This is a genomic window from Novosphingobium sp., from assembly GCF_024642085.1.
In the GTDB taxonomy this organism is placed as follows: domain Bacteria; phylum Pseudomonadota; class Alphaproteobacteria; order Sphingomonadales; family Sphingomonadaceae; genus Novosphingobium.
In genome coordinates this window covers 76,282-96,648 of sequence record NZ_JAHEBV010000064.1, presented here as the reverse complement: position 1 = coordinate 96,648, position 20,367 = coordinate 76,282, and the positions used below count along the sequence as shown (strand labels likewise).

General features: G+C 58.6%; 16 protein-coding genes and 1 pseudogene. 6 read left to right on the top strand and 11 right to left on the bottom strand.

The window, feature by feature from the left end; genetic code table 11:
• Together Q0L62_RS13925 and Q0L62_RS13920 are read left to right on the top strand one after the other, a co-directional pair.
• Positions 1–527: pseudogene (locus Q0L62_RS13925) on the top strand (methylenetetrahydrofolate reductase); the annotation flags it as partial.
• Positions 520–1,188 carry an alpha/beta fold hydrolase gene (locus tag Q0L62_RS13920; RefSeq protein ID WP_296681084.1) on the top strand — a complete coding sequence of 223 codons (669 nt, stop codon included), beginning with the start codon at positions 520–522 and terminating at the stop codon, positions 1,186–1,188. The pseudogene Q0L62_RS13925 and the gene Q0L62_RS13920, both read left to right, overlap by 8 nt.
• Here Q0L62_RS13920 and Q0L62_RS13915 read toward each other — a convergent pair.
• Positions 1,185–1,583, bottom strand: coding sequence for a VOC family protein (locus tag Q0L62_RS13915; RefSeq protein ID WP_296681080.1), 399 nt, complete (start codon positions 1,581–1,583; stop codon positions 1,185–1,187). The genes Q0L62_RS13920 and Q0L62_RS13915 overlap by 4 nt on opposite strands.
• A 185-nt stretch (positions 1,584–1,768) precedes the next feature.
• Here Q0L62_RS13915 and mdlC point away from each other — a divergent pair, with 185 nt between their 5' ends.
• The 3 genes from mdlC to Q0L62_RS13900 all read left to right on the top strand — a co-directional run bounded on the left by mdlC (position 1,769) and on the right by Q0L62_RS13900 (position 5,236).
• Positions 1,769–3,331: a benzoylformate decarboxylase gene (gene mdlC / locus Q0L62_RS13910; RefSeq protein WP_296681077.1), complete on the top strand. Its 1,563-nt coding sequence runs from the start codon at positions 1,769–1,771 to the stop codon at positions 3,329–3,331.
• A gap of 89 nt (positions 3,332–3,420) precedes the next feature.
• A complete protein-coding gene (locus Q0L62_RS13905) occupies positions 3,421–3,894 on the top strand; it encodes a helix-turn-helix domain-containing protein (protein ID WP_296681075.1) in 474 nt (157 codons plus the stop codon).
• A 25-nt stretch (positions 3,895–3,919) separates the two neighbouring features.
• A complete protein-coding gene (locus tag Q0L62_RS13900; protein ID WP_296681072.1) occupies positions 3,920–5,236 on the top strand; it encodes an MFS transporter in 1,317 nt (438 codons plus the stop codon).
• On the opposite strand, the gene Q0L62_RS13895 is transcribed toward Q0L62_RS13900, so the two are convergent.
• From Q0L62_RS13895 to Q0L62_RS13885, 3 genes are all read right to left on the bottom strand, one after another.
• Positions 5,237–6,748 (bottom strand): AMP-binding protein, encoded by a 1,512-nt coding sequence (locus Q0L62_RS13895; protein ID WP_296681068.1) that lies wholly within the window; start codon positions 6,746–6,748, stop codon positions 5,237–5,239.
• Positions 6,749–7,591: a p-hydroxycinnamoyl CoA hydratase/lyase gene (locus tag Q0L62_RS13890; RefSeq protein ID WP_296681067.1), complete on the bottom strand. Its 843-nt coding sequence runs from the start codon at positions 7,589–7,591 to the stop codon at positions 6,749–6,751.
• Positions 7,592–7,687: 96 nt separating this feature from the next.
• Positions 7,688–8,572 carry a TauD/TfdA family dioxygenase gene (locus tag Q0L62_RS13885; protein ID WP_296681063.1) on the bottom strand — a complete coding sequence of 295 codons (885 nt, stop codon included), beginning with the start codon at positions 8,570–8,572 and terminating at the stop codon, positions 7,688–7,690.
• 155 nt (positions 8,573–8,727) lie between these two features.
• Here Q0L62_RS13885 and Q0L62_RS13880 point away from each other — a divergent pair, with 155 nt between their 5' ends.
• Positions 8,728–11,136 carry a TonB-dependent receptor gene (locus tag Q0L62_RS13880; RefSeq protein ID WP_296681059.1) on the top strand — a complete coding sequence of 803 codons (2,409 nt, stop codon included), beginning with the start codon at positions 8,728–8,730 and terminating at the stop codon, positions 11,134–11,136.
• Positions 11,137–11,248: 112 nt separating this feature from the next.
• Here Q0L62_RS13880 and Q0L62_RS13875 read toward each other — a convergent pair whose 3' ends face one another.
• The 7 genes from Q0L62_RS13875 to Q0L62_RS13845 all read right to left on the bottom strand — a co-directional run bounded on the left by Q0L62_RS13875 (position 11,249) and on the right by Q0L62_RS13845 (position 20,309).
• On the bottom strand, positions 11,249–12,250 hold the full coding sequence (locus tag Q0L62_RS13875) for an alcohol dehydrogenase catalytic domain-containing protein (RefSeq protein WP_296681056.1): 1,002 nt from the start codon (positions 12,248–12,250) through the stop codon (positions 11,249–11,251).
• Entirely contained in the window at positions 12,250–13,812 is a 1,563-nt protein-coding gene (locus tag Q0L62_RS13870) for an FAD-binding oxidoreductase (RefSeq protein WP_296681053.1), read from the bottom strand. The genes Q0L62_RS13875 and Q0L62_RS13870 overlap by 1 nt, the downstream gene beginning before the upstream one ends.
• A gap of 34 nt (positions 13,813–13,846) precedes the next feature.
• Positions 13,847–14,674: an SDR family NAD(P)-dependent oxidoreductase gene (locus tag Q0L62_RS13865; RefSeq protein WP_296681050.1), complete on the bottom strand. Its 828-nt coding sequence runs from the start codon at positions 14,672–14,674 to the stop codon at positions 13,847–13,849.
• Complete coding sequence (locus Q0L62_RS13860; RefSeq protein WP_296681047.1) at positions 14,671–15,789, bottom strand: aromatic ring-hydroxylating dioxygenase subunit alpha; 1,119 nt, start codon at positions 15,787–15,789, stop codon at positions 14,671–14,673. The genes Q0L62_RS13865 and Q0L62_RS13860 overlap by 4 nt, the downstream gene beginning before the upstream one ends.
• A gap of 18 nt (positions 15,790–15,807) precedes the next feature.
• Positions 15,808–16,344, bottom strand: coding sequence for a 2,4'-dihydroxyacetophenone dioxygenase family protein (locus tag Q0L62_RS13855; protein WP_296681043.1), 537 nt, complete (start codon positions 16,342–16,344; stop codon positions 15,808–15,810).
• 32 nt (positions 16,345–16,376) lie between these two features.
• On the bottom strand, positions 16,377–17,600 hold the full coding sequence (locus Q0L62_RS13850; RefSeq protein ID WP_296681040.1) for an MFS transporter: 1,224 nt from the start codon (positions 17,598–17,600) through the stop codon (positions 16,377–16,379).
• A gap of 87 nt (positions 17,601–17,687) precedes the next feature.
• Positions 17,688–20,309 carry a TonB-dependent receptor gene (locus Q0L62_RS13845; RefSeq protein ID WP_296681037.1) on the bottom strand — a complete coding sequence of 874 codons (2,622 nt, stop codon included), beginning with the start codon at positions 20,307–20,309 and terminating at the stop codon, positions 17,688–17,690.
• Positions 20,310–20,367: the final 58 nt, after the last annotated feature.

Sequence of the window (20,367 nt, the reverse complement as noted above, 5' to 3'; positions counted from 1 at the left end):
ACACCACCGCGATGCTGGCGACCGGGGCCTTTGAGCGGCTCGGTATCAAGGCGATCGGCGTCGGCGGCCATCCTGAAGGTCATCCCGTAATGACCACGCAGCAATGTTGGGATGTACTTGTCAGCAAGGTCGCCGATATCGAGGCGCGCAACATGGCGCCGCTGGTGGTTACCCAGTTCAGTTTCGACCCTGATGCCGTGCTGGCGTGGTTGGTCGAACTGCGCCAACGCGGGATTATTGCACCGGTACGGATAGGAGTTCCGGGTCCTGCGGGGATCAAGACCCTGCTGCGCTTTGCTGCCCATTGCGGGGTGGGGGCGTCAGCCGCGGTGATGACCAAGTACGGTGTCTCGATAACGAAGCTGCTTGGCGCTGCGGGCCCTGACAAACTGGTAGAAGCTTTTGCGGCAAGACTTGGCCCCGAACATGGCCGAGTCCGGTTGCACTTCTACCCTTTTGGCGGGGTGGCCCGCACGGTTGAATGGATCGATGGTTTCCAGTCAAAGCAGGCCGCCAGCCTTGGCTGACTTTATTCTGGTTCACGGGGCTTGGGGCGGGGGGCATCAATTCAACCGTCTTGCGGATAACCTGCGCGGTGCCGGTCACCGCGTGCTGATTGCCCAGCTTACCGGCCTAGGCGCCCGGGCGCATCTGGCTTCGCCATCAATCAACCTTGAAACCCATATCGATGATGTCGTGCAACAGATCGACAGTGCCGATCTGTCGGGCTTCATCCTGGTTGGCCACAGTTATGGCGGAATGGTTATTGCCGGGGTGGCCAGCCGGCTGGGCGGCCGCATCGCGCGGATCGTCTATCTTGACGCGTTTTTGCCGCAGGATGGGCAATCGCTGTGGGATGTGGTCGGACCTTTCGAACGCAATCACTACATCGCCGGACAGCGCGACACTCCCGGTCTGGTCGCGCCGCTACCCGGTATCGATGCGCCGGGCCTTTCCCGGCATCCGCTGCTAACCCTGATCCAGCCAGTTCGGCTAAGCGGCAAGGAAACCGCGATCGCGCAGCGTTGTTACGTGTTCGCCAGCGGCTGGGATCACAGTCCCTTCGCGCAATTCCATGACCGGGTTAAAGATGACGCAAGCTGGCAGGTGCATGTGCTGGATTGCGGCCATTTCATAATGGCGGAGCGCCCGGATGAACTGGTCGCGATCCTGACTAGCGGGCTTTAGCCGCCAAAGAAGTTCAGCTCGAGCAGGACTCCGTTGGGATCTTCGGTGAATATCTGGCGCAGCCCGATCGCATCGACCAGATTAACCGCATAGTCCGCGCCGCGCCCGTCCAGTCGGGCGATCATCGCATCGTACCCTTGGCAGCGCAGCGCGATATGGTGGATAGACCCGGTCGGTCCGCTTTCAACTTCACGATTATAGGCGCGGGGACAGTCGAGGCTGTTGAGATGAAAAATGGCCCTGCCGGTCTGGTCATGCATCCATTGGGCGGTCTGCGCGGTGAGTGGAGGCGGACCATCGCGCCGTTCCAAGCCTAGCAGATGGGCATAATAAGCGCAGCTCGTTTCGAGATCGGCGGTGATTATGTTCACATGATCGAGCGCTTCGACGTGCATAACTTCAGTTCCTCGACAAGCGTGGGGCTTTGGTCAGGTAAAGCAATCGCCTGCAAAGCCCGAGCAATTGCATTTAGTATTCATTACATACAAATGGCGCTGGCTGAAAGCCTCATTGCCTGATACCTCTTGATGCGGAGAATGGTGGTTCAAGCCTGAGCCACAGCGACGGGAAGCAGCCAGCGATGAGCGAAGTTACCGTGCGTGAGGCCACGATTGCCTTGCTCGACAGTCTTGGCATGACCACTATTTTCGGCAATCCGGGATCGACCGAGCTGCCGATGTTTCGCAACTTCCCTTCCCATTTCCGATATGTCCTTGGCCTTCAGGAATCAGTCGTTCTGGGCATGGCTGATGGCTATGCGCAGTCGCGGCGGAATGCGGCATTGGTCAACCTACACTCTGCTGCCGGGGTGGGCCACGCACTGGGCAATCTGTTTACCGCGTACAAGAACCAGACGCCGCTGGTGGTCACTGCCGGACAACAGGCACGTTCGATCCTGCCGTTCGAACCGTTTCTTTATGCAGACCGGCCGACCGAGTTTCCGCGCCCCTATGTAAAGTGGGCGGTTGAACCGGCCCGGGCGCAAGACGTGCCGGCTGCCATTGCGCGCGCCTATCATATCGCAATGACCCCGCCATCCGGTCCTACTTTTGTTTCGATCCCGATCGACGATTGGGACCAGATGTGCACAACTCCGGCCTTGGCGAGGGTGGCGGCGCGCAGTTGCGGCGATGCACATGCCCTGGCGGAAGTGGCGACAAGACTAGCCCGGGCAAAGCGACCGGTACTGGTAGTCGGCGCGCAGATTGCGCTGGACGACGCTTGGGAAGCCGTCATTGCCTTGGCGGAGCGGCACAACGCTGCGGTCTGGGCTGCGCCTATGAATGCCCGGGTGTCCTTTCCTGAAAATCACCCGCTGTTCCAAGGCTTTCTTGACGCGTTTCGCGACCGGATCGTCGCGGCGCTGGACGATGCGGATCTGGTCCTTGTGCTGGGCGGACCGGCATTCACGTATCATGCCGAAGGGTTTGGTCCGCATGTGCCGAACGGTGCTGCGCTGTACCTGTTGACCAACGATCCCGGGATGGCCAGCTGGCTGCCTCAAGGCATGGCGGTGGTAACCGATCTTCGCGCCGGCATTTCCGCCTTGCTCGATGGTCCGGCGCCTGCGCCGCGCGCTTTGCCGCCTGCTCGCAATGCTGTGCAGCTGTCACGTGCCGATAAATTGACCGACGGCTGGCTGATGGCACGGATTGCCGCGCTCCGACCGGCAGGTAGCGTGATCGTCGAAGAAGCGGCTAGCAGCCGCGGCGTGATGCACGATCATCTGCCGATTACGGAACGCGACGGATTTTATACCTGCGCTAGTGGCGGGCTGGGCCATGGTCTTCCGGCAGCGATCGGTGTTGCTCTGGGGCGGCCCGGTGAACGCATCATTGCAATTCTTGGCGACGGCGCAGCGATGTACGCCATCCAGGGTTTGTGGAGCGCAGTAAAGCTCGACCTGCCAATCACTTTTCTGATCGTGAACAACAGCCGCTATGAGGCCTTGCACGCTTTCGGCAGACATTTTGCGCTCGAATCGCTGGTCGGAACCGACCTTGCGGGTCTTGATTTCGAGGGATTGGCCAAAGCCCAGGGGATGCCCGCAAGCAAGGTCGACAGCGGCGATGAACTAGACGCTGCGCTGACCGCGGCGTTTAATTCAAAAGGGCCATGCTTGCTAGAAGTGCCTGTTCTGTGATCGCCCGGTCATCCTTGATGCGATCGCGCCGATTGAATTGCCGCCCAGATCACCTAAAGCCGGCGGAACAGGCATAAGCGATGATGGACATGATCAAGACAAAAGAGATTTCGGCCCCCACAACTCCGCATGTCGAGGGCGATGAGGATATTGGCGAAATTGCCAACATCGTCGGTTTCCATATCCGCCTGGCGTATGGCGCGGTGTACCGTCATTTTACGGAAACATTTGCTGATCTTGACCTGACCCAAAAGCAAGTTTCAGTGTTGTGGCTGGTTGGTGATCATCCTGACGTCGCTCAAACCAACCTGGCGCAGTTCATGCGAATGGATCGGGCCACTACGATGGCAATCGTCAACCGCCTAGAATCGCGCGGCTATCTGGAACGCGGCAAATCCAAGACGGACGGCCGCAAGCAGACGCTGAACCTTACGGTTGCGGGCGCAGCGGCGTTAGCCACCGCCAAGGAAGCTATAGCCGAACACGAAAATTGGCTGAAAAGCCGCTTTACCGAAAAAGAAGTCGAGCAGTTCATCGAGATGCTGACCCGCATCCACGAATAAGACCTGCCGTATTGGGGGAGTATCTGTGACACCAAAGCACATCATCGACCATGGTGCGATGCACGTCCGCCAGTGGATAGCGGTCATCATCACCGTTGCCCTCAACGCGCTCGACGGGTTCGATATACTTTCGAGCGCTTTTGCAGGACCGGGGATCAAGCAGGAATGGAATCTGGCTCCTGACGGTCTTGGAGCGGTGCTGGCGATGGAGCTGGTCGGAATGGGAGTGGGCTCTCTGCTGCTGGGCGGTTTGGCTGACAAGATCGGCAGGCGCCCGACAATCCTGATATGCTTGTCGATGATGGCTGCAGGTATGTTTCTGGCCGCTTTTGCGGCGAGTCCTCAGACCCTATCAATGTGGCGCTTCATGACCGGGCTGGGAATCGGCGGAATGCTGGCCTCGATCAATGCAGTTGCGAACGAGCTTTCGAGCGCCAAGGGTCGCAGCCTAGCGATGGCGCTGATGGTGATCGGTTATCCGGTTGGCGGCTTCATCGGCGGCCTGGTCGTAAAATACTTGCTGCCTGCCAATGATTGGCGCGCGATTTTCGAGTTCGGCGGCGCAGCAACGCTGGTGTGCATTCCACTCGTTTGGGCACTGGTGCCCGAAACTCCCTCTTATCTCAATTTTCGGCGGCCGGCTGGCGCGCTGGAACGTATCAATCGCACTTTGGCGAGCTTTCGCTTGACCATGCTGGAGCATTTGCCGCCGGTTGAGGCTGGCCAAGCCAAGGCAAGCATCGCCGACATATTTAAGCCCGCCATGCTGCGAACGACATTGTTGCTGTCGTTCGCTTACGCTTTCCATGCCATCACGTTTTATTTCGTGCTCAAGATGGCTCCGACCATCATGTCGGATCCATCGTATGCCGGGCAAAGCTTTACTCGCGCAGAAGGGGCAGGGGTGCTGGCCTATTCGAACTTGGGCGGCGCCGCCGGAGGTTTGGTCTTCGGCTGGTTCATGCACAGGTTCGGAATCAAGCGCGCGACTATGGCAGCACTTGCCATGTCGGTACTTCTGGTAGCCTACTTCGGGATGGGCCAAAGCACTTTGGGTGGCTGGACATTGGCTGTGATGGGCGTGGGGTTGTTCACCAATTCGGCAATTGTCGGATATTACTCGGCTTGGGCAATCGCTTATCCTACGCACGTCCGTGCAACCGGGACCGGTTTTGCGCTCAGCATAGGGCGCGCGGGAGCCGCTTTTTCGCCTTTCCTTGCCGGTCTGCTGTTCGCCCGTCACATGGATCTCCAGACCGTAGCGCTGGTGATGTGCAGCGGATCGCTTCTGTCGCTGATACTGTTCGCGATGGTTGACCTGAAGGATGCCGAAGCCGCCTGATTATACAGCGCTTTCCGTGTCCAGTTCGGCAATTGCGCGGGCTTTGAGCAGGTGCTTTTGCACTTTGCCCGAAGCAGTGCGAGGGATCGCGTCAGTTATTACCGCGCTTTTCGGCACCTTGAATTTGGCAAGGCGGCCCATGCAATGCGCGATGATCTCGTCGCTGCTGAGGTTGCAGTCAGGCGCGGCGATAACATAGGCACGGCCGACCTCTCCCCAGCGCTCATCGGGCACGCCAACCACGGCGCATTCGGCCACGTCAGTTCGTTCGGCTATCGCGGCTTCCACTTCGGCAGGATAGACGTTTTCTCCGCCCGAAATGTACATGTCCTTCTTCCGGTCGACGATGTAGAAATAGCCATCAGCATCGCGCATCGCAGTGTCGCCGGTTACAAACCAGCCATCGACAAAGGCGGCTGCCGTAAGCGCAGGCTGATTCCAGTATCCCAGCGCGATGCTGGGGCCGGAAACCAACAGTTCTCCGCGCTCGCCCTCCGGCACCTCGTGGCCCTCTTCATCGACGATCTTGGCCCGAATGGTCATCAACGGCAGTCCGCAGCTGCCGGCCTTGGTCAGCATCAGATCAAGTTCGAATGGCGGGATGGCAAAATTGCTGCCAGTTTCGGACATGCCGAAACCTTCCGAAATGCGCACGCCGGCGCTGATGTAGCGTTCGCTCTGCGCTTTGGGATTGGGCGCGCCGCCAATTGCCCAGGCAACGATCTTGTGCAGCTTGGCGGCATCAAACTCAGGGCGCTGCCACAACGTCGCAGCCATCTGCGGGACCGAGAAATAGTGCGTTACCGCAAGCGCCGGGTCGGTCATCCGTTCCAGCGTCATGGCAGGGTCGAACCCTTCGGAAATAAGCACTGCGCCGCCCGCCAGCAATGGGGTGCGCATGGCTGCCATCAGTCCGGCTGTATGAAACAGCGGCATATCACAAAGGAAGGTGCTGGTTATGGTGACCGCATTGCCGTGGATCAGGTTGGTGCAGCCCCAGAATATGTTCTGTTCGGACAGCATGACTCCCTTGGGCCTGCCGCTTGTGCCCGAGGTGTAGAGCAGCGTCGAAACCTCGGAAAAGTCACGGCGCGCCTCGCGGGGCGGGCAGCTGCCCGGTTCACCAAGTGACAGCAGACCTGATATATCGATCAGCTCAGCCGCATTGGCCGGGGTTGAAAAACCAGCTTGCACGAACAGAATCTGCGGGTCGCCATCGCCGACCAAGGCTTCCAGTTCAGCGACGGCAAGCCGCCAGTTCAGCGGCATGAAAATGCAGCCGGCACGCACGCAAGCGAATTGCAGGATCGCCATTTCCGAATTATTCCTGGACAAGGTAGCCAGGCGAACCCCGCTTCTGGGACCGAACTTTTGCACAAGCCATGCGGCAAGGCGGTCGATTACGCGGTCAAGTTCAGCATAGCTCCAGTTGCGTCCGCTGACCAGATCGACCATCGCGCGCTTGCTGGGCATCGCCTGGGCGAACGTGGAAATGGCGTCCAGGCTGACCATCTAGCGTTCCCCCAGCTTGCCCGCGTCGAAGGTTTCAAGTCCCGGTTTAAAGCTTTTTTCGTCCAGAAACTGCCGGGTCGCCTCTTTGCGCGCGGCTGCGCCGCCAAAGCTGTGCAATGCTTCCTGAGCGCGGATTTGATAATCCAGCGCATTGTCATACGTCATGTCGACCATGCGGCGCACCGCCCATTTTGTTGCGCGCAGTGCTGCACCATCCTTTTTTTTGAGTGCTTCGGCAATTTCCGTCACCCGGGCTTTGAGCTGCACTGAAGGAACGGCTTCGGTGACCAGCCCTTGGGCCTCGGCCTGCTTGCCAGACAGATTTTCGCCCATCATTGCGTGGTACATCGCTTTGCGGAACGGCATAAGCTCTTGCGCAACCTTGGATGCACCGCCGCCCGGCAGAATGCCCCAGTTTATCTCGCTCAGCCCGAATGTCGCATCGTCGCTGGCAATGGCGATGTCGCAGCCGAAAAGTGGGCCATAGCCGCCGCCAAAACACCAGCCGTCAATCATGGCGATAGTCGGCTTTTCGTACCAGCGCAGCCGTTCGAACCAGCCATAGGATTCGCGCTGTGATTTGCGGATTGCGCCAAGGCCCTGTTCTTCGGTTTCGCGGAAATACTCTTGCAAATCCATACCGGCTGTCCAGGCATCGCCTTCGCCCGCCAGGACCAGCACCTTGACATCCTCGCGAAACTCCAGCGCCTCAAGCACGCGCAACATCTGGCGATTAAGCTTAGGGCTCATGCAATTGCGCTTTTCCGGGCGGTTAAAGCGCACCCAGGCTATGCCGTCGGCGACATCGAAAGCCACAGTCTCCTGCTCAGGACGGGCGGTCATGTTGTCTCCCATAGGTTTGCTTGACAGCCAGCTGGTCTCGCCATCTTGTACGTAAGACATACAAGTTAGCTGGTCAAGCGCCGGTCGCCCGGTGCCTCAAGCCAACGTTGTCCGGTACATTTCCCGACGAAAGCCGTCGAAATCATTGGCGGCAATATGCAGACATGACCGGTTATCCCACATGACGACCATACCTGCTTCCCAGCGTAACCGGCATGTAAATCCATGTTGAGTAATGTGCCGCACAAGGAAGTCGAGCAAAGGCCTGCTTTCTGCTTCGGTCATGCCATCGATGCCCGATGCATAAACCTCGTCAATATAAAGCGCTTCTTCGCCCGTTTCGGGATGGACCCGGACCAACGGATGTGCCGTTCCTGTAAAAGCCGCATCGCGGCTCTCGGTATCAGCAAAGGCGAGCGGTTTTCCGGCTATTTTTTCCTGCGTGAACGCGTTGCTGCGCGCCGACATCAACACTTTAAGTGGGCGCAGCATGTTTTGCATTGCGGGGCTCAACATGCGCATCGCCAAGGCGCAATCGGCCCAGACGGTGTCGCCGCCATAGGGGGGAACTTCAACGCTGCGCAGGATCGTGATTGACGGTGGCGAAGGCAAAAAGGGCGAGTCGGTATGCCAGCCGCTGCCGAACATGGCTTTGGACCGGTGATCGGCTTCCTTGATGACCGGCTGCACATTTCGGTGACCAGCAACCCCTTGTGTGTAGGCATCCGGCGCGAAATCACCAAAGCGAGCGGCAAATCGTTCGTGCTCGGCATGGGTCAAATGTTGTGACCGTATAAACAGCATTTTATGACGGCACAGGGCTTGCCTGATTTCGCCGAAGGCACCGTCTGAAAGATCGGCCAGATTTACGCCGGATGCTTCTGCGCCCATTGCCGCCGCGATTGGTCTGACATCGATGAAACGATGATGGCGCGCAGAGTTGTCGAATGCGCCTGAAGGACTCAATCGGATTTCGCGCATTTTCAGACCTTTCTAAGCAGCATCAGTTTCCCGCGTGCAGACGGTGCCGCTACGGCGACAGCAGTCCGCGCCTTATCGCGGCCGCGACTATTGCCTTTGACACACCGCCAGACTATTGTAAGTGACGCATACAAAATAATTCCTGGAGAGAGTGCATGAGAACGGGTTTGTTGGCAATTGCAGCGCTGTTATCGACTACCAGTGCCTATGCCCAGACGCAGCCGCCGGCAGCCGACAGCCAGGCTGATGACGCAACTGCCGATGAAATCATCGTTACAGCACAAAAGCGTGCACAGTCTTTGCAGGACGTCAGCATAGCGATTTCCGCGCTTGGCAGCGAAACTCTCAAGGATGCGCAGGTCAACAATATCCAGGATCTGCAGACCCTTGTTCCTTCGGTCAATTTCGGCAGTGATTTCAACCAGGCAAAGATCTTCATCCGCGGTGTCGGTGCCAACACTTCAACCACCGGCAGCTCGACCGGCGTCGCCTTTCATGTCGACGGCGCGTATGTTGCGCGGGCAGAGGCGCAGCTGACCTCGTTATTCGACGTTGACCGGGTCGAGGTCCTGCGCGGACCGCAAGGAACGCTTTACGGCCGTAATGCCGTTGGCGGCTCGATCAATGTGATTACCGGCAAACCCAGTGACAGCTTCGAGGGCTATGCCCGGCTGACATATGGCAATTACAATGCGCTGGTCTCCGAACTGGCCATCGCCGGACCAATAACCCCCGGTATAAGCTTTCGCATTGCCGCCAAGAGCGAGGACCGGGACGGTTTCGGGACCAACCCGGTTTCAGGGCGCGATGTCGACGACCTCAATCGCCGGATGCTGCGCGGTCAGCTCAAGTTCGAAATCGGTTCGGCGACCTCGCTGTTGCTGTCGGGTGAATATTTTCGACAGGACGATGCATCGGGGGCGATCCATTATCTGCGCGCGTCATTCCCTGGCGTAGCCCGGCTCGCTCCGCTTGGTGTTGGCGGCTACGCGACTCAACCGCGCGATTTGGCGACAGAATCGTCACCTGGTACCAAAACCGAAACCTATGCCTTTACCGGTACGTTCAAGACCGAGCTTTCCGATACGGTTTCGATCACCAACATCGCCAACTACCGCAGCTTCAAGACCTCGCTATTTCAGGATCTTGACCTGTCCGCAGTGGTCGAAAGCCTTGCTACCAATGGCCAGTCTACCACAGTTCAGGAACGCCGCATCGACGCCAAGCAGTTCAGCAACGAATTTCAGATCAACTACGATTCTGACCTGATGAATGCCGTTATTGGCCTGTACTATTTTAACGAACGCCAACGTCCGATCGACAATGTCGGCCTTTCTAACCGCAACGGCCAGGCACAGAATATCGGAGTGCTGAACACAGCTGGGGTAAATCTGGCCACAGCCTATGAACTGTGCGGCTATGGTCCCAACGATGTAACCGGTGGGTCGGCCGTAATCGCGCCAAAGCGGGTGTGCATCAAGTCCAATCTGGGTGACGAAACGTTCGCCATTTTCGGGCAGACCGAAATCAATCTGGGAGCGATGTCCGAGGGACTTGAAGGGTTCAAAATCAAGCTGGGCGGGAGATGGTCGAGCGAAAAGGTCGATTCCGAAAACCCGTCGATCATCATCGCACGTGGCGGCCTTGGCCCTGTGATCCAATCAACCGCGGCTGGCACGCATGTGGAACGCACGTTCAAGGATTTCACGCCAACGGCCGGGATCGAATATGCGCCTAACCGTAATTTTCTGATTTATTACACCTATTCAGAAGGCTTCAAGGCTGGATCTCCTGAAAATGCCGCCGGGAGCAGGACGATTGTCGATCCGGAAAAGATCAAGAATCACGAGATTGGCATTAAGGCCAGTCCGGCCACCTGGATGACAGTCAATCTAGCCGGCTACACCTACACCTTAACCGGGTTGCAATTAAACAAGACGATCGCTGGCGGTCCGAGCGGATTCACGACCATTTTCCAGAACGCAGCCAAAACCAAAGCCAGTGGCGTGGAGCTCGACGTCAGCCTTCGCCCCGTCGATCATCTTCGCCTGAGCGGTGCGTTATCCTACACGGATTCGCATTATGTCGACTATTTGACGCTGGATCCCCTTAATCCCGTCAACGTCGCGGGCGGCACGCCCTACAATGCCACGACAAATCCCGTTCCTACTGCGTTCGGCGCTCCGGGCGGAGGCAATATCCAGTTGGCCGGTAACCCCACCCGCAACAGCCCGCGTTTTTCATGGAACCTGCATGGCGACTATGAGATAATGTTGACCGGCTCGTCCGGATCTATCACGCCTGCAGTGGACGTATCGTACAAGGGCAAGACCTACTTTTCAGAATTCAAGCGCGATATCGAAAGTGCAAATGCCTACACCACCTTGGACGCATCGATCAAATACCAGACCGACGACCGTCGGGTCAGCTTCCAGATCTGGGGCAAGAACCTGACGGACGTGTTCCGCCCGTCCAGTACTTTCGCGCTTGCGACAGGCCGAATTATTGGGGTGACCTATCTTCCGCCGCGCACTTTCGGTGCGACTGCCGGGTACAAGTTCTAAGGCATGCCTTACCGCCTTTTTTGGCGAAATTTGGATTCAGTCTTTTGCCGGGGTGCCTGAACGCACCCCGGCATTAACCGCAACACGGATGTTGAGGACAAACCCAAGCTGGTTATGGCGCGATCATTACCTTGCACTGATCAGTGCGCCGGCGCAGGGCTTCGAAGACCGATGGGGTCGAGTCCAGATCGATCGTTGAAGTTATCAGGCTACGCGGTTCTGATGCCCCTGCGCTTAGTGCGTCGAGCGCCATTTCGAATTCGCTGCGGGTGAAGAAGGCCGAGGTGATCAAGCGCACTTCCTTGGACAGCATTGCAAAGCTGATGAATGTATCGGGCTTGGTACATAGGCCGAGCAGAAGGATCGTGCCGCGGGCCCTGACCTGTTCGACTGCCTGTGCGATCAGGCCGGGAATGCCGACACATTCAAACACGATGTCGGCCTTGCCGCCCGCTGCTCGCTCGGCGCTGCCGATGGGATCTTCGGGGCAGGTAATGAAGTGATCTGCACCAAGGGCTAAGGCACGATCTCTTTGAAAATCGGCAACGTCCTGGACCGTAACCTGTGCGGCGCCCTTCCGCTTCGCCCAGAACGCCACGGCCATACCGATCGGACCAGCACCCAGGATCAGGACGTTGTTACCCTGCTTTAATCCGGACATGTGAACCCCGTGAAGCGCCACGGCGAGGGGTTCCACCAAGGCGCCATCTGCAAGGCTGGCCGATCGCGGCAGAACGACGCACTGGCTGGGCCGCGTGATCGCGTATTCGGCATAACCACCGCCTTGCAGAGCAAAACCGCTGCACCAGGCAGGCTCACCCTTGCTGCAACTTTCGCAGTTCCCACAACCAGCCAAGGGGATGACCGACACCAGATCACCCATACCGACACCTTCGGTGTCCTGACCGAGGGCCACAATCTCCCCGGCAAATTCGTGACCCAGGACATCGCCAGCGCGGACGCCGTAGGCTGGATCCTCTGTCATGTGCAGGTCGGATCCGCAGATCCCGCAACGTCCGACTTTGACTACTATCTCACCCGCACCCGGAACAGGATCGGCAACCGTCTCCACGATGAGCGGCTGGTGCAGCCCTTGGACGACGGCTGCGCGCATCAGCTGCGCATGACCCTGGGCCAGATGCCTTGCTTGCCAGGTGAGAGAATTCCGTTTGGATCAAGCGCGTCCTTTAGCACCTCGTGAAAACGACGTTGCGCGTGATTGTTGAAATCGTACTGGTCGGCGACCAGATCCATAAAATCGAGGTGCGAACGGTATTCGCCGTAGCCTTGCTTGGCGGCGGACTTCACCATTGATTTGCTCACAGCGTAGGCCGTCTCTGTTTGCGCTGCGTTCTCGGTATCGAACACCACCAGGCAGACATGGATCATGCTGCGTTTGCCAACGATGAACACGCCGCTATAGTCCAGCCCAGCGGCATTGACTTCGCCGCGCACAAGATCGCGGATCGCCGCACCATCGGCCGCGGTGATCGGCATCGCGCTGGAAAAGCCGATGTGCCCGCCTTTCTCGCCGCCGTACCACCGCGTCATCTGGTCCAGCGCCAGACTGGGGATTCCGGCCTGAACCCGCTCATGCGGATTATCCAGTTCGGGCAGGTTGTGCCCGTCGTACTTCGAGAACGTCAGTGTGGCGCCGTCGATTGTACCGAGGGCCTGACTGACGATTTCGCGCTGACGCTCAACGATCTGTTCATCGCCGTACAACGCAAATCGCATCACCCACGCGCCCAGCATCGGCTGCCGGCAGATTTCGTCGATTACTGACTGGGGCAGTGGACCTTCGCCGGTGTACCAGGCATCACGCTGAGTAAAGGCCGACATCGCGCAGGCAGAATTGATGATCATCGGCTGATTGGGGATCGTGCCGTTCAGCATCAGCGGACGCAGTCGTTCCAGCATTACTTCCAGATCGCTGTCGTTTTTCAGCTGCAGCCAACCGGGCATATAGCATTCGGGCGCCGGCATCAGCTGCACCCCCATCTTGGTGACAACGCCGTAGTTGGACTGGCTGAACAGTCCGTCGATCGCCGGACCGCAGCCATGCTTGTAAACGTGCCAGCCTTTTGCGCCGGTCAGCCCGCCAAGGCCGGTGCGCAGTACATCGCCGTTTGCCAGCACCACTTCCATCCCGCACTGGCTGTTCATATGATCGCCCATCGGGGTGTATCCGACGCCGTGGTCCAGAGTGTTTCCGATTACGCTGCCCCATCCTAGATCGGGCACCGACATCCACAATTTCGATCCTGTTTCACGCAGATGGTCATAGAGGTCGAAGAACCGCACTCCCGGCTCAACCAAGGCATAGGCCGACTGCTCGTTCACTTCGAGCACGCGGTTCATTCGCTTGAGACTAAGTACAAACGAGCCCGAAACACGCGGCGCCGCGCCGCCGTAGCCGTTGTTGCGGCCCTGGCCGTTGGTCCAAACCGGAACCTTTTTTTCGTTGGCTATGCGGAGCACGGCCTGGACCTGCTCGACGCTGGCGGGCAGCAGTACCGCGCCGGGCTTGTACCAGTCGCCCTGCGGCGGGGCGAAGGGATCGCCAAGATCAGCCAGTTGGGCGGAGTCTTCAATGACCGCGCCGGGGCCAAGAATGTCCTGAAACGCTGCGAGAGCGTTGGTGAATTGCCCGGGATCAATGGTGATTACTGGCACGGACTCAACCTCGTCTGACTGCTGGCAGATAGCGTTACTGAAATTGGCCCAGCACCACGCCGCCATCGATCACCACATGCGCGCCGGTTACGAAACTTGATGCGTCTGAGGCCAGGAACAGCGCCAATGGCTTGATCTGTTCGGTTTCGGCCATGGCACCCAGCGGGATGGTCTTGTCGAAGGCCAGCTTTGCCGCAGGGTTTTTCTTGACCCAGCCATCACCGATGTTGGTAATGAATGGACCGGGGGCAATGGCGTTTACGCGGATGCCGAACTCAGCCAGTTCCAGCGCGGAATGACGCATCAGGTGCAATACACCTGCTTTGGCCGGCATGTAGGGGACGCCCACGATCGGTTCGTTGATTATCCCGGCGTTAGAGGCCGTGGCGATGATGCTGCCTCTGGTCCCCGCGGCCTTCATGCACCGCACTGCCTCGCGAATGGTGTGGAAAATGCCGGTCAGGTTGACTGCGATCGAACGCTCCCAAGCGGCGGGATCATAAACGTCTATCTGGCCATCGGGGTTGCGTCCGCCGGCTGGGTTCCAAAAGCCGTTGCCGGCGTCATATCCGGCATTGGCAAATGCAATGTCCAGTCCGCCATAGGCTTCTACGTGACCATCAAAAGCCGCAGCGACCTGGGCCAGATCGCTTACATCGACGTGGGCTGCGCGGGCCTGCCCTCCCAGTCCGCGCAGCCGCTCCGCCTCGCGCTCAGCTCCATCGTTGTCGATATCGGCGAGCGTAACCTTGGCGCCCGCCTCGGCCATTGTCTCTGCATAGGCGAGGCCGATGCCGGACGCGGCACCGGTCACCAGCGCAGAACGGCCGGCAATGTCAAACTGGGCCAGCGTCGGCGTCATACGACTGGCAGTACAGGGGCAAAGCTTCCCGCGCTTTTCTTCAGCAATTCATCCAGCGGGGACGCCCCCGATTCTGGCTTCAGCCCCTTTGCTTCGTTGGCGATCTGCCGGGCGAGCGCGCGCCGTGCCCGGCCGCCGGCGACATCGGCAGGAATAGCAACCGGTCTTAAATCATCGATGTGGGTGCTGCCGATAACCGCTTGTTGGGCTTCGATCATTGGTTTGTCCTGCCCATTAAAGGCAAACTCGATAGAGCCCTTCCAAAACGCCTCGACATCGGGATCGCCGACACCATGGTTGCGCACAATCGACCAAAAATAAAGGGTACGCGTTGGACTGACTGGGGTCAGGTGGTGCCCCGTATAGACCCAAACACCTTCCTCTCGCGGCTGACCCAGCGGAGTGATCCCTACATCCAGAAGCAAATGTGCCGGGGCGTCCCAGCGCATGTACAGCCAGTGATCAACTTTCGTCGAAAGGTCCGCGCCCATCTGGCTTTGCATCAACTGGCCCCAGACCGGCGGAGCAATGCCATCCGGACACCAGCGATTGGCCCAAACGGTAGATCCTGCCTCGATTGTTTCAAGCTTGCTGACCGTGATGGCCTCGCTCGACAGGGTGCCTTCGTGGAGGAAATCGGCGTGGGTTAAGTCCAGCAGATTGTCGGTGATCAGTTCGTAATTGGCGGCAACGTCCATCACCCCGCCGATGGTTTCAAAGCCTGCCGCGCTGTAGCAGCTGAAATCTGGGATCAGCGCCGCATCGGCGGCCTCCGCCTCACCTGTCCACAACCAGATCAGGCCGTTCTGTTCCACGACCGGATAGGAATGGACCTTCATTGCCGGCGAAACCACCCCGCCGTGGTGGGGATTGAGCACGCACTTCCCGCTCTCGCCAAACACCATGCCATGATAACCGCATTGTACCGTATCGCCGACCCGCTTACCCATGTGGAGCGGTGCGAAACGATGCGGGCAGAGGTTGCCCATTGCCACCGGATCACCGTTTTCCTTGCGGTAAAGCAGAACGGGCTTTTCCAGGATTGTGCGGGTCATCAATTCCTGGCCAAGCTCGTTGGACCAGGCGGCGACATACCAGGCGTTGTTGAGGTACATGGGCGGCCTCCGCGAAGCTTAGAGGTATAGCTTCTGGTTGATCGGAATGTTGTTTTCTCGGCAGTAGGTCTCATAGTGGTTCATGAACCACCACACGTCGGCGGTCATGACGAACTGGGCGTTTTCGTCGTAAAACTCGATCGGGCCCTGCATCCACCCAAACAGACGAACACCGTTGGGGTGATCGGTAACCAAGGTGTGACTTTCGCCCGGAACTTCCAAGATCAAGCCGCCTGGCGATGCTACCCAATCGTATTCGAGATAGCGCACAGAGCCTTCAAGGCAGACCATCATGATCGTCCCGCGGTGCAGATGCGTCCCGATGGCGCCCGGTCCCTTGACCCACAGGATGTTCGAAAAAATGCCAGTCCGGACGTCAAACGCCAGATGCTTGATCGCAGCGTTATCACCAAAGGGAACCCAGGGGCTGTCGGCATCTGTTTCCGCTTCGATATAGCGTCCTCCGGGGCTGTGCCGCGCGACCAGATCCTTGAATTCGAACGGTACGTTGACGATTTCAGCCTTGTTGCTGGGAGGGGCAGTCATTGTCGACATTAGTCTTCTCCTGATTGGCAATGCGATTTTATTCAGTTTGAGCGTCGCGCAACCACGCGCGGGGCGGTCTCTTTGAGACCCAGCGAACACAATACCGCGAGCATGGTCAGCCCGCACATCAGCCACAGCGGCGCTGACAGGCCATAGATGTCAGCAGCAGCGCCAGCGGCAAAGGGGCTGAGTACGCCGCCCAGAACCTCACCTGTACCCATAACGATGCCGGTAAGCGTGGCCGTAAGCCGGGGATCGACCGATTCTGCCGGCACGGTCGCCATGAACAAAGGGAAGATGCCATTCAACGCCCAGCCAAGGAAGAAGATTCCGGCGAGCACTGCCATCGGCCCGCTGAAATAGATTGCCCCCAGCGGCAGGATCAGGCCCAGCAAGCTGGCAATCACAAACACCGGCTTGCGTCCTATCGCATCGGAAATTGCGGGGACCACGAAGCTGCCAATCCCGGCGGAAATACCCAGCGTGGCCATCAGCCAGCTCATAGTATCGGGTGAAAATCCGCGGACTTTCGTCAGGAACAAGGGCATGAAGGTCCAGCAGACGACCAGATAGGACACCAGCAGGACCGCGATCGCTGCACAGAGCAGGACGTTTCGGTTGGCAAAGGCTTCACCCAGCGAAACGGTAGGGGCAGCCTCGGCGTTGTCCGCCGTAGGCGGTTCGCGCAGAGTGAACCAGATCAGCGCTGCGGTCACCAGCCCCGGTACCGCCGCCAAGTAAAAACCATAGCGCCAGCCAAAGGCAATCGCGAGTGGCACCAGCAGCAGCGGAGCCAGCGCCGAACCGAGGAGGTTGGAGCCCAGGTTCTGCGCAACGCCCATGGCAAGGCCGCGCCGCTCTGGTGCGACTTCGGCAACGATCAGCGAATGGCTGACCGGCATGACGCCCCCTTCCGCCGCGCCCATCAGCAGCCGCGCGCCAAGCAGCATAATGAAGCTGTGGGCCAGGCCAGATACGAACGAGCAAATACAGAAGGCGATAGTAGCAATTACGATGATCGGTTTGCGTGATCCCAGTTTGTCGGAAACGCGTCCAACGGCGAAGCCAGACAAAGCCCAGGTCAGCGACAGTGCCGAAGAAAGTATTCCGACCTGTGTATTAGAGAACTTGAGATCCGGCTGCACGAACGGCATCAGAAAATTGAGCGCGTTGCGATCGAAAAATAAGATGCCGAAATTGAGGCTGAGGAGCAGCACAATCCAAGTCTGATATCCGCCGCTGCTGCGCTGCGTTGGAGTGTTCATCGTTCAATCCCTGTGATCAGGCGGCAGCAAGCGGGAGACCGCAAAAAGGGGAACGCGCGCGGCACCGGCCGCGCGCGTTCCATTTACTCAGAACTCAAAGCCTAGCCGGGCGTACCATTCGACCGGGCGGTTGTAAGTGCCATAGATCTGACCGCCGGCGATCTGTGCCTGACCGGTGACCAGGTATCGCTTGTTGGTCAGGTTGGTGCCGCCAAGAGTCAGGTTCCAGCGCTTTTCGGGCGCCTGGTAGCTGATGCTGGCATTGACGATGTCCGTGGCTGGCCGGATGAGCAGGATCGTGCCTTCAGTATCATTGCGCATCGACGTGGTGTGGGTCCAGTCGGCAAGCAGCACAACTTTACCATCACCTACCGGCAGCTCCAGCCGCGGTGATACGTTGATCTTCCAGGACGGTGCCTTAGGCAAATCATCGCCGGCTTTTACCCCCAACTGGAATGGGTTGGGCGCAACAAACGCCGAGTTGCTGTTGCAAGAAGGCCGTGTTGCGCCCGCTTCACCGCAGATGAATGTGTAATGCGCATCCACGTAACCGATCGAGCCGTTGATCGTGAAGCCCTGGGTCGGTGCGATTACTGCCTCAAGCTCCATTCCGTTGATCCGCGCGTCACCAAGGTTGGCGACGGTTGGCGAAATGCCGATCTGCTGGTTGAGCTGGATGCCCTTGTACTTGGTCGAGAATCCAGCAAGATTAAGTTGCAGATGACGGTCGAGCAAGGTCGACTTGACGCCGACTTCAAACGAGTCCGCCTTCTCTTCGCCAAAGGTTGGCGCCACGGGCAGCGGGTTCGAAAGGCGGGTAGTCCAGCCGCCGGTCTTGTAGCCCTGGCTGAATGAGCCATAGAGCATCACGTCCTGGGAGGGGTGGATATCCACCCCGGCTTTGAACGAAAAGTTGTTAAAGCTCTGGCTGTCGGGCTGCAGCGGATAGTAGCGGAAAGGTTCACCCGCGACTGGGAAGCCGACCAGGGCCTGACAGGTAGGACCCGTTGGCCCAAGCGGTTGAGAAGCCGGCGGTGTGCAATTGAACAGCTTGTAGTTGAAGCCATTGATGTCAGATTGGAAGCCGTTGTATTTCTTGTCTTCCTTTGTGTACCGACCGCCCAGTGTGATGCCGATAACATCGCTGAAGCGATAATCAATCTGGCCGAAGCCTGCGTAAGCAGTGGTATCCACTTTGCCCGGCCCGTCAACCTGAAGCAGCCCGGCCGAGAAGGTCACGAAATCGCGCAAGTCACCCTTTTCCTTGAACACATAGCCGCCAACTGCGAAGTGCAGCTTATTGTCCATGGCTGAACCGGCGATCTGAAGTTCCTGACTCCACTGATCCTGCTTGACGATGAAGCTGGTCTGCAGGATCGGAAGCGGCGAGTTGTCGAGATCGACACCAGCCTTGAAGTCAACCTTACGGAATGCACTGATCGACTTCACAGTTACATCGGGACTGACATCGTATTCCAGAGTAAGCGCAACACCGCCTTGCTTCAATTTGGAGAAGTTGTTGCCGTCGGCATAACTGACATCCTTGTCGGTGTTCACCCAGCGGCTGTCATAAGGCAGCAGGTTATTGTTGGGATCGGCGTCAACGTTGACGCTGCCCAGACCTGGCAGGGTGTTGAAACCGCTGATGCTTGACCGCGGGCCGCATAAATTCCCGGCATTGCGCGCCGCGATCTGTGCAGGAGTGGCGTTGATGCAAAAGTTGTAAAGTCCGGCAAAAAGGAAGCCCGAACTGCCTGTTACCACATCGAGCGCAGTCTGGATCGGGAAGCCTTGTCCAGGACCGAGGTCGTTGGGATTTAGCCCGCCGAACGGCCCGGGGATCGGGGTGACCGCCAGGACTGTGTTGGCGGTCGAATCCTGATCGATATTCGTGTAGTCCCCGGTCAGCGTTGCGCGAAATGCGCCGCCGTCATTCCAGTGCAGCTTGCCGCGAAGGTTCCAGGCATTGTCGCCGCCCTGACGATCCGAAGCGCTGTAACCAGAGGCCGGGAAACGCGTCCACGAGATGTTGGCGCCGGGGTCGCCAGGGTAGGACACGCGCTTCTGGAAGCCGTCGCGCTTCATGATCCCGAAGGCCACCGAAGCGCTCAGCCCCTTGGAAAGCGGCACTTCAACCAGGCCGCGGGCTTGCAAGCGGTTGTAGCGCCCGGTCGTTACGTCACCCTTGACGTGAAACTCGTCTCCCGGGGTCGCGGTGACGATCGAAATCGCGCCGCCAATGGTGTTGCGCCCGAACAGTGTTCCCTGAGGACCTTTTAGTACTTCAATCCGCTCAACATCGAGCAGGTCCTGGTTGGCACCGATCGAGCGGCCCAGATAAACCCCGTCGAGGTAGACGCCAACGGCAGGATCGATGTTGAAGGCGAAGTCGGCTGAGCCGATCCCGCGGATTGACGCGCCCAGCACTGCGCTGGAACCTGAAAACGGTGTCGAGGCGTCAAGCGTCACGTTGGGCGTAATCGCCGACAGGCCGGATACATCGCCAATCGAACGTTCCTGCAGCGCGTCGGCGGTGAACGCGGAAATGGCAATCGGCACATCCTGCACGTTTTCGGCACGCTTTTGCGCGGTCACGACGATCTCGGCGATCCCGCCATTATTTTCGTCGGTCGATTGCGCGAATGCAGGCTGGCTAACGACTACCATCGTAGCCAACGCAGTCCCGGCGGCAAATTTGGTAAGTTTCATGATACCTCTCCCTTGGCGTCGCACCGGCAACGCGATCCTCGTCCGAATGGATCGATGC

Bases quoted from the DNA above. Each gene is read 5' to 3' on its own strand.
- Q0L62_RS13895 (WP_296681068.1), bottom strand. From the start codon at position 6,748: ATGGTCAGCCTGGACGCCATTTCCACGTTCGCCCAGGCGATGCCCAGC.
- Q0L62_RS13875 (WP_296681056.1), bottom strand. From the start codon at position 12,250: ATGCGCGCAGCCGTCGTCCAAGGGCTGCACCAGCCGCTCATCGTGGAG.
- Q0L62_RS13845 (WP_296681037.1), bottom strand. From the start codon at position 20,309: ATGAAACTTACCAAATTTGCCGCCGGGACTGCGTTGGCTACGATGGTA.
- Q0L62_RS13865 (WP_296681050.1), bottom strand. From the start codon at position 14,674: ATGACGCCGACGCTGGCCCAGTTTGACATTGCCGGCCGTTCTGCGCTG.
- Q0L62_RS13885 (WP_296681063.1), bottom strand. From the start codon at position 8,572: ATGCGCGAAATCCGATTGAGTCCTTCAGGCGCATTCGACAACTCTGCG.
- Q0L62_RS13860 (WP_296681047.1), bottom strand. From the start codon at position 15,789: ATGTACCTCAACAACGCCTGGTATGTCGCCGCCTGGTCCAACGAGCTT.
- Q0L62_RS13855 (WP_296681043.1), bottom strand. From the start codon at position 16,344: ATGTCGACAATGACTGCCCCTCCCAGCAACAAGGCTGAAATCGTCAAC.
- mdlC (WP_296681077.1), top strand. From the start codon at position 1,769: ATGAGCGAAGTTACCGTGCGTGAGGCCACGATTGCCTTGCTCGACAGT.
- Q0L62_RS13915 (WP_296681080.1), bottom strand. From the start codon at position 1,583: ATGCACGTCGAAGCGCTCGATCATGTGAACATAATCACCGCCGATCTC.
- Q0L62_RS13905 (WP_296681075.1), top strand. From the start codon at position 3,421: ATGATCAAGACAAAAGAGATTTCGGCCCCCACAACTCCGCATGTCGAG.
- Q0L62_RS13850 (WP_296681040.1), bottom strand. From the start codon at position 17,600: ATGAACACTCCAACGCAGCGCAGCAGCGGCGGATATCAGACTTGGATT.
- Q0L62_RS13890 (WP_296681067.1), bottom strand. From the start codon at position 7,591: ATGACCGCCCGTCCTGAGCAGGAGACTGTGGCTTTCGATGTCGCCGAC.
- Q0L62_RS13880 (WP_296681059.1), top strand. From the start codon at position 8,728: ATGAGAACGGGTTTGTTGGCAATTGCAGCGCTGTTATCGACTACCAGT.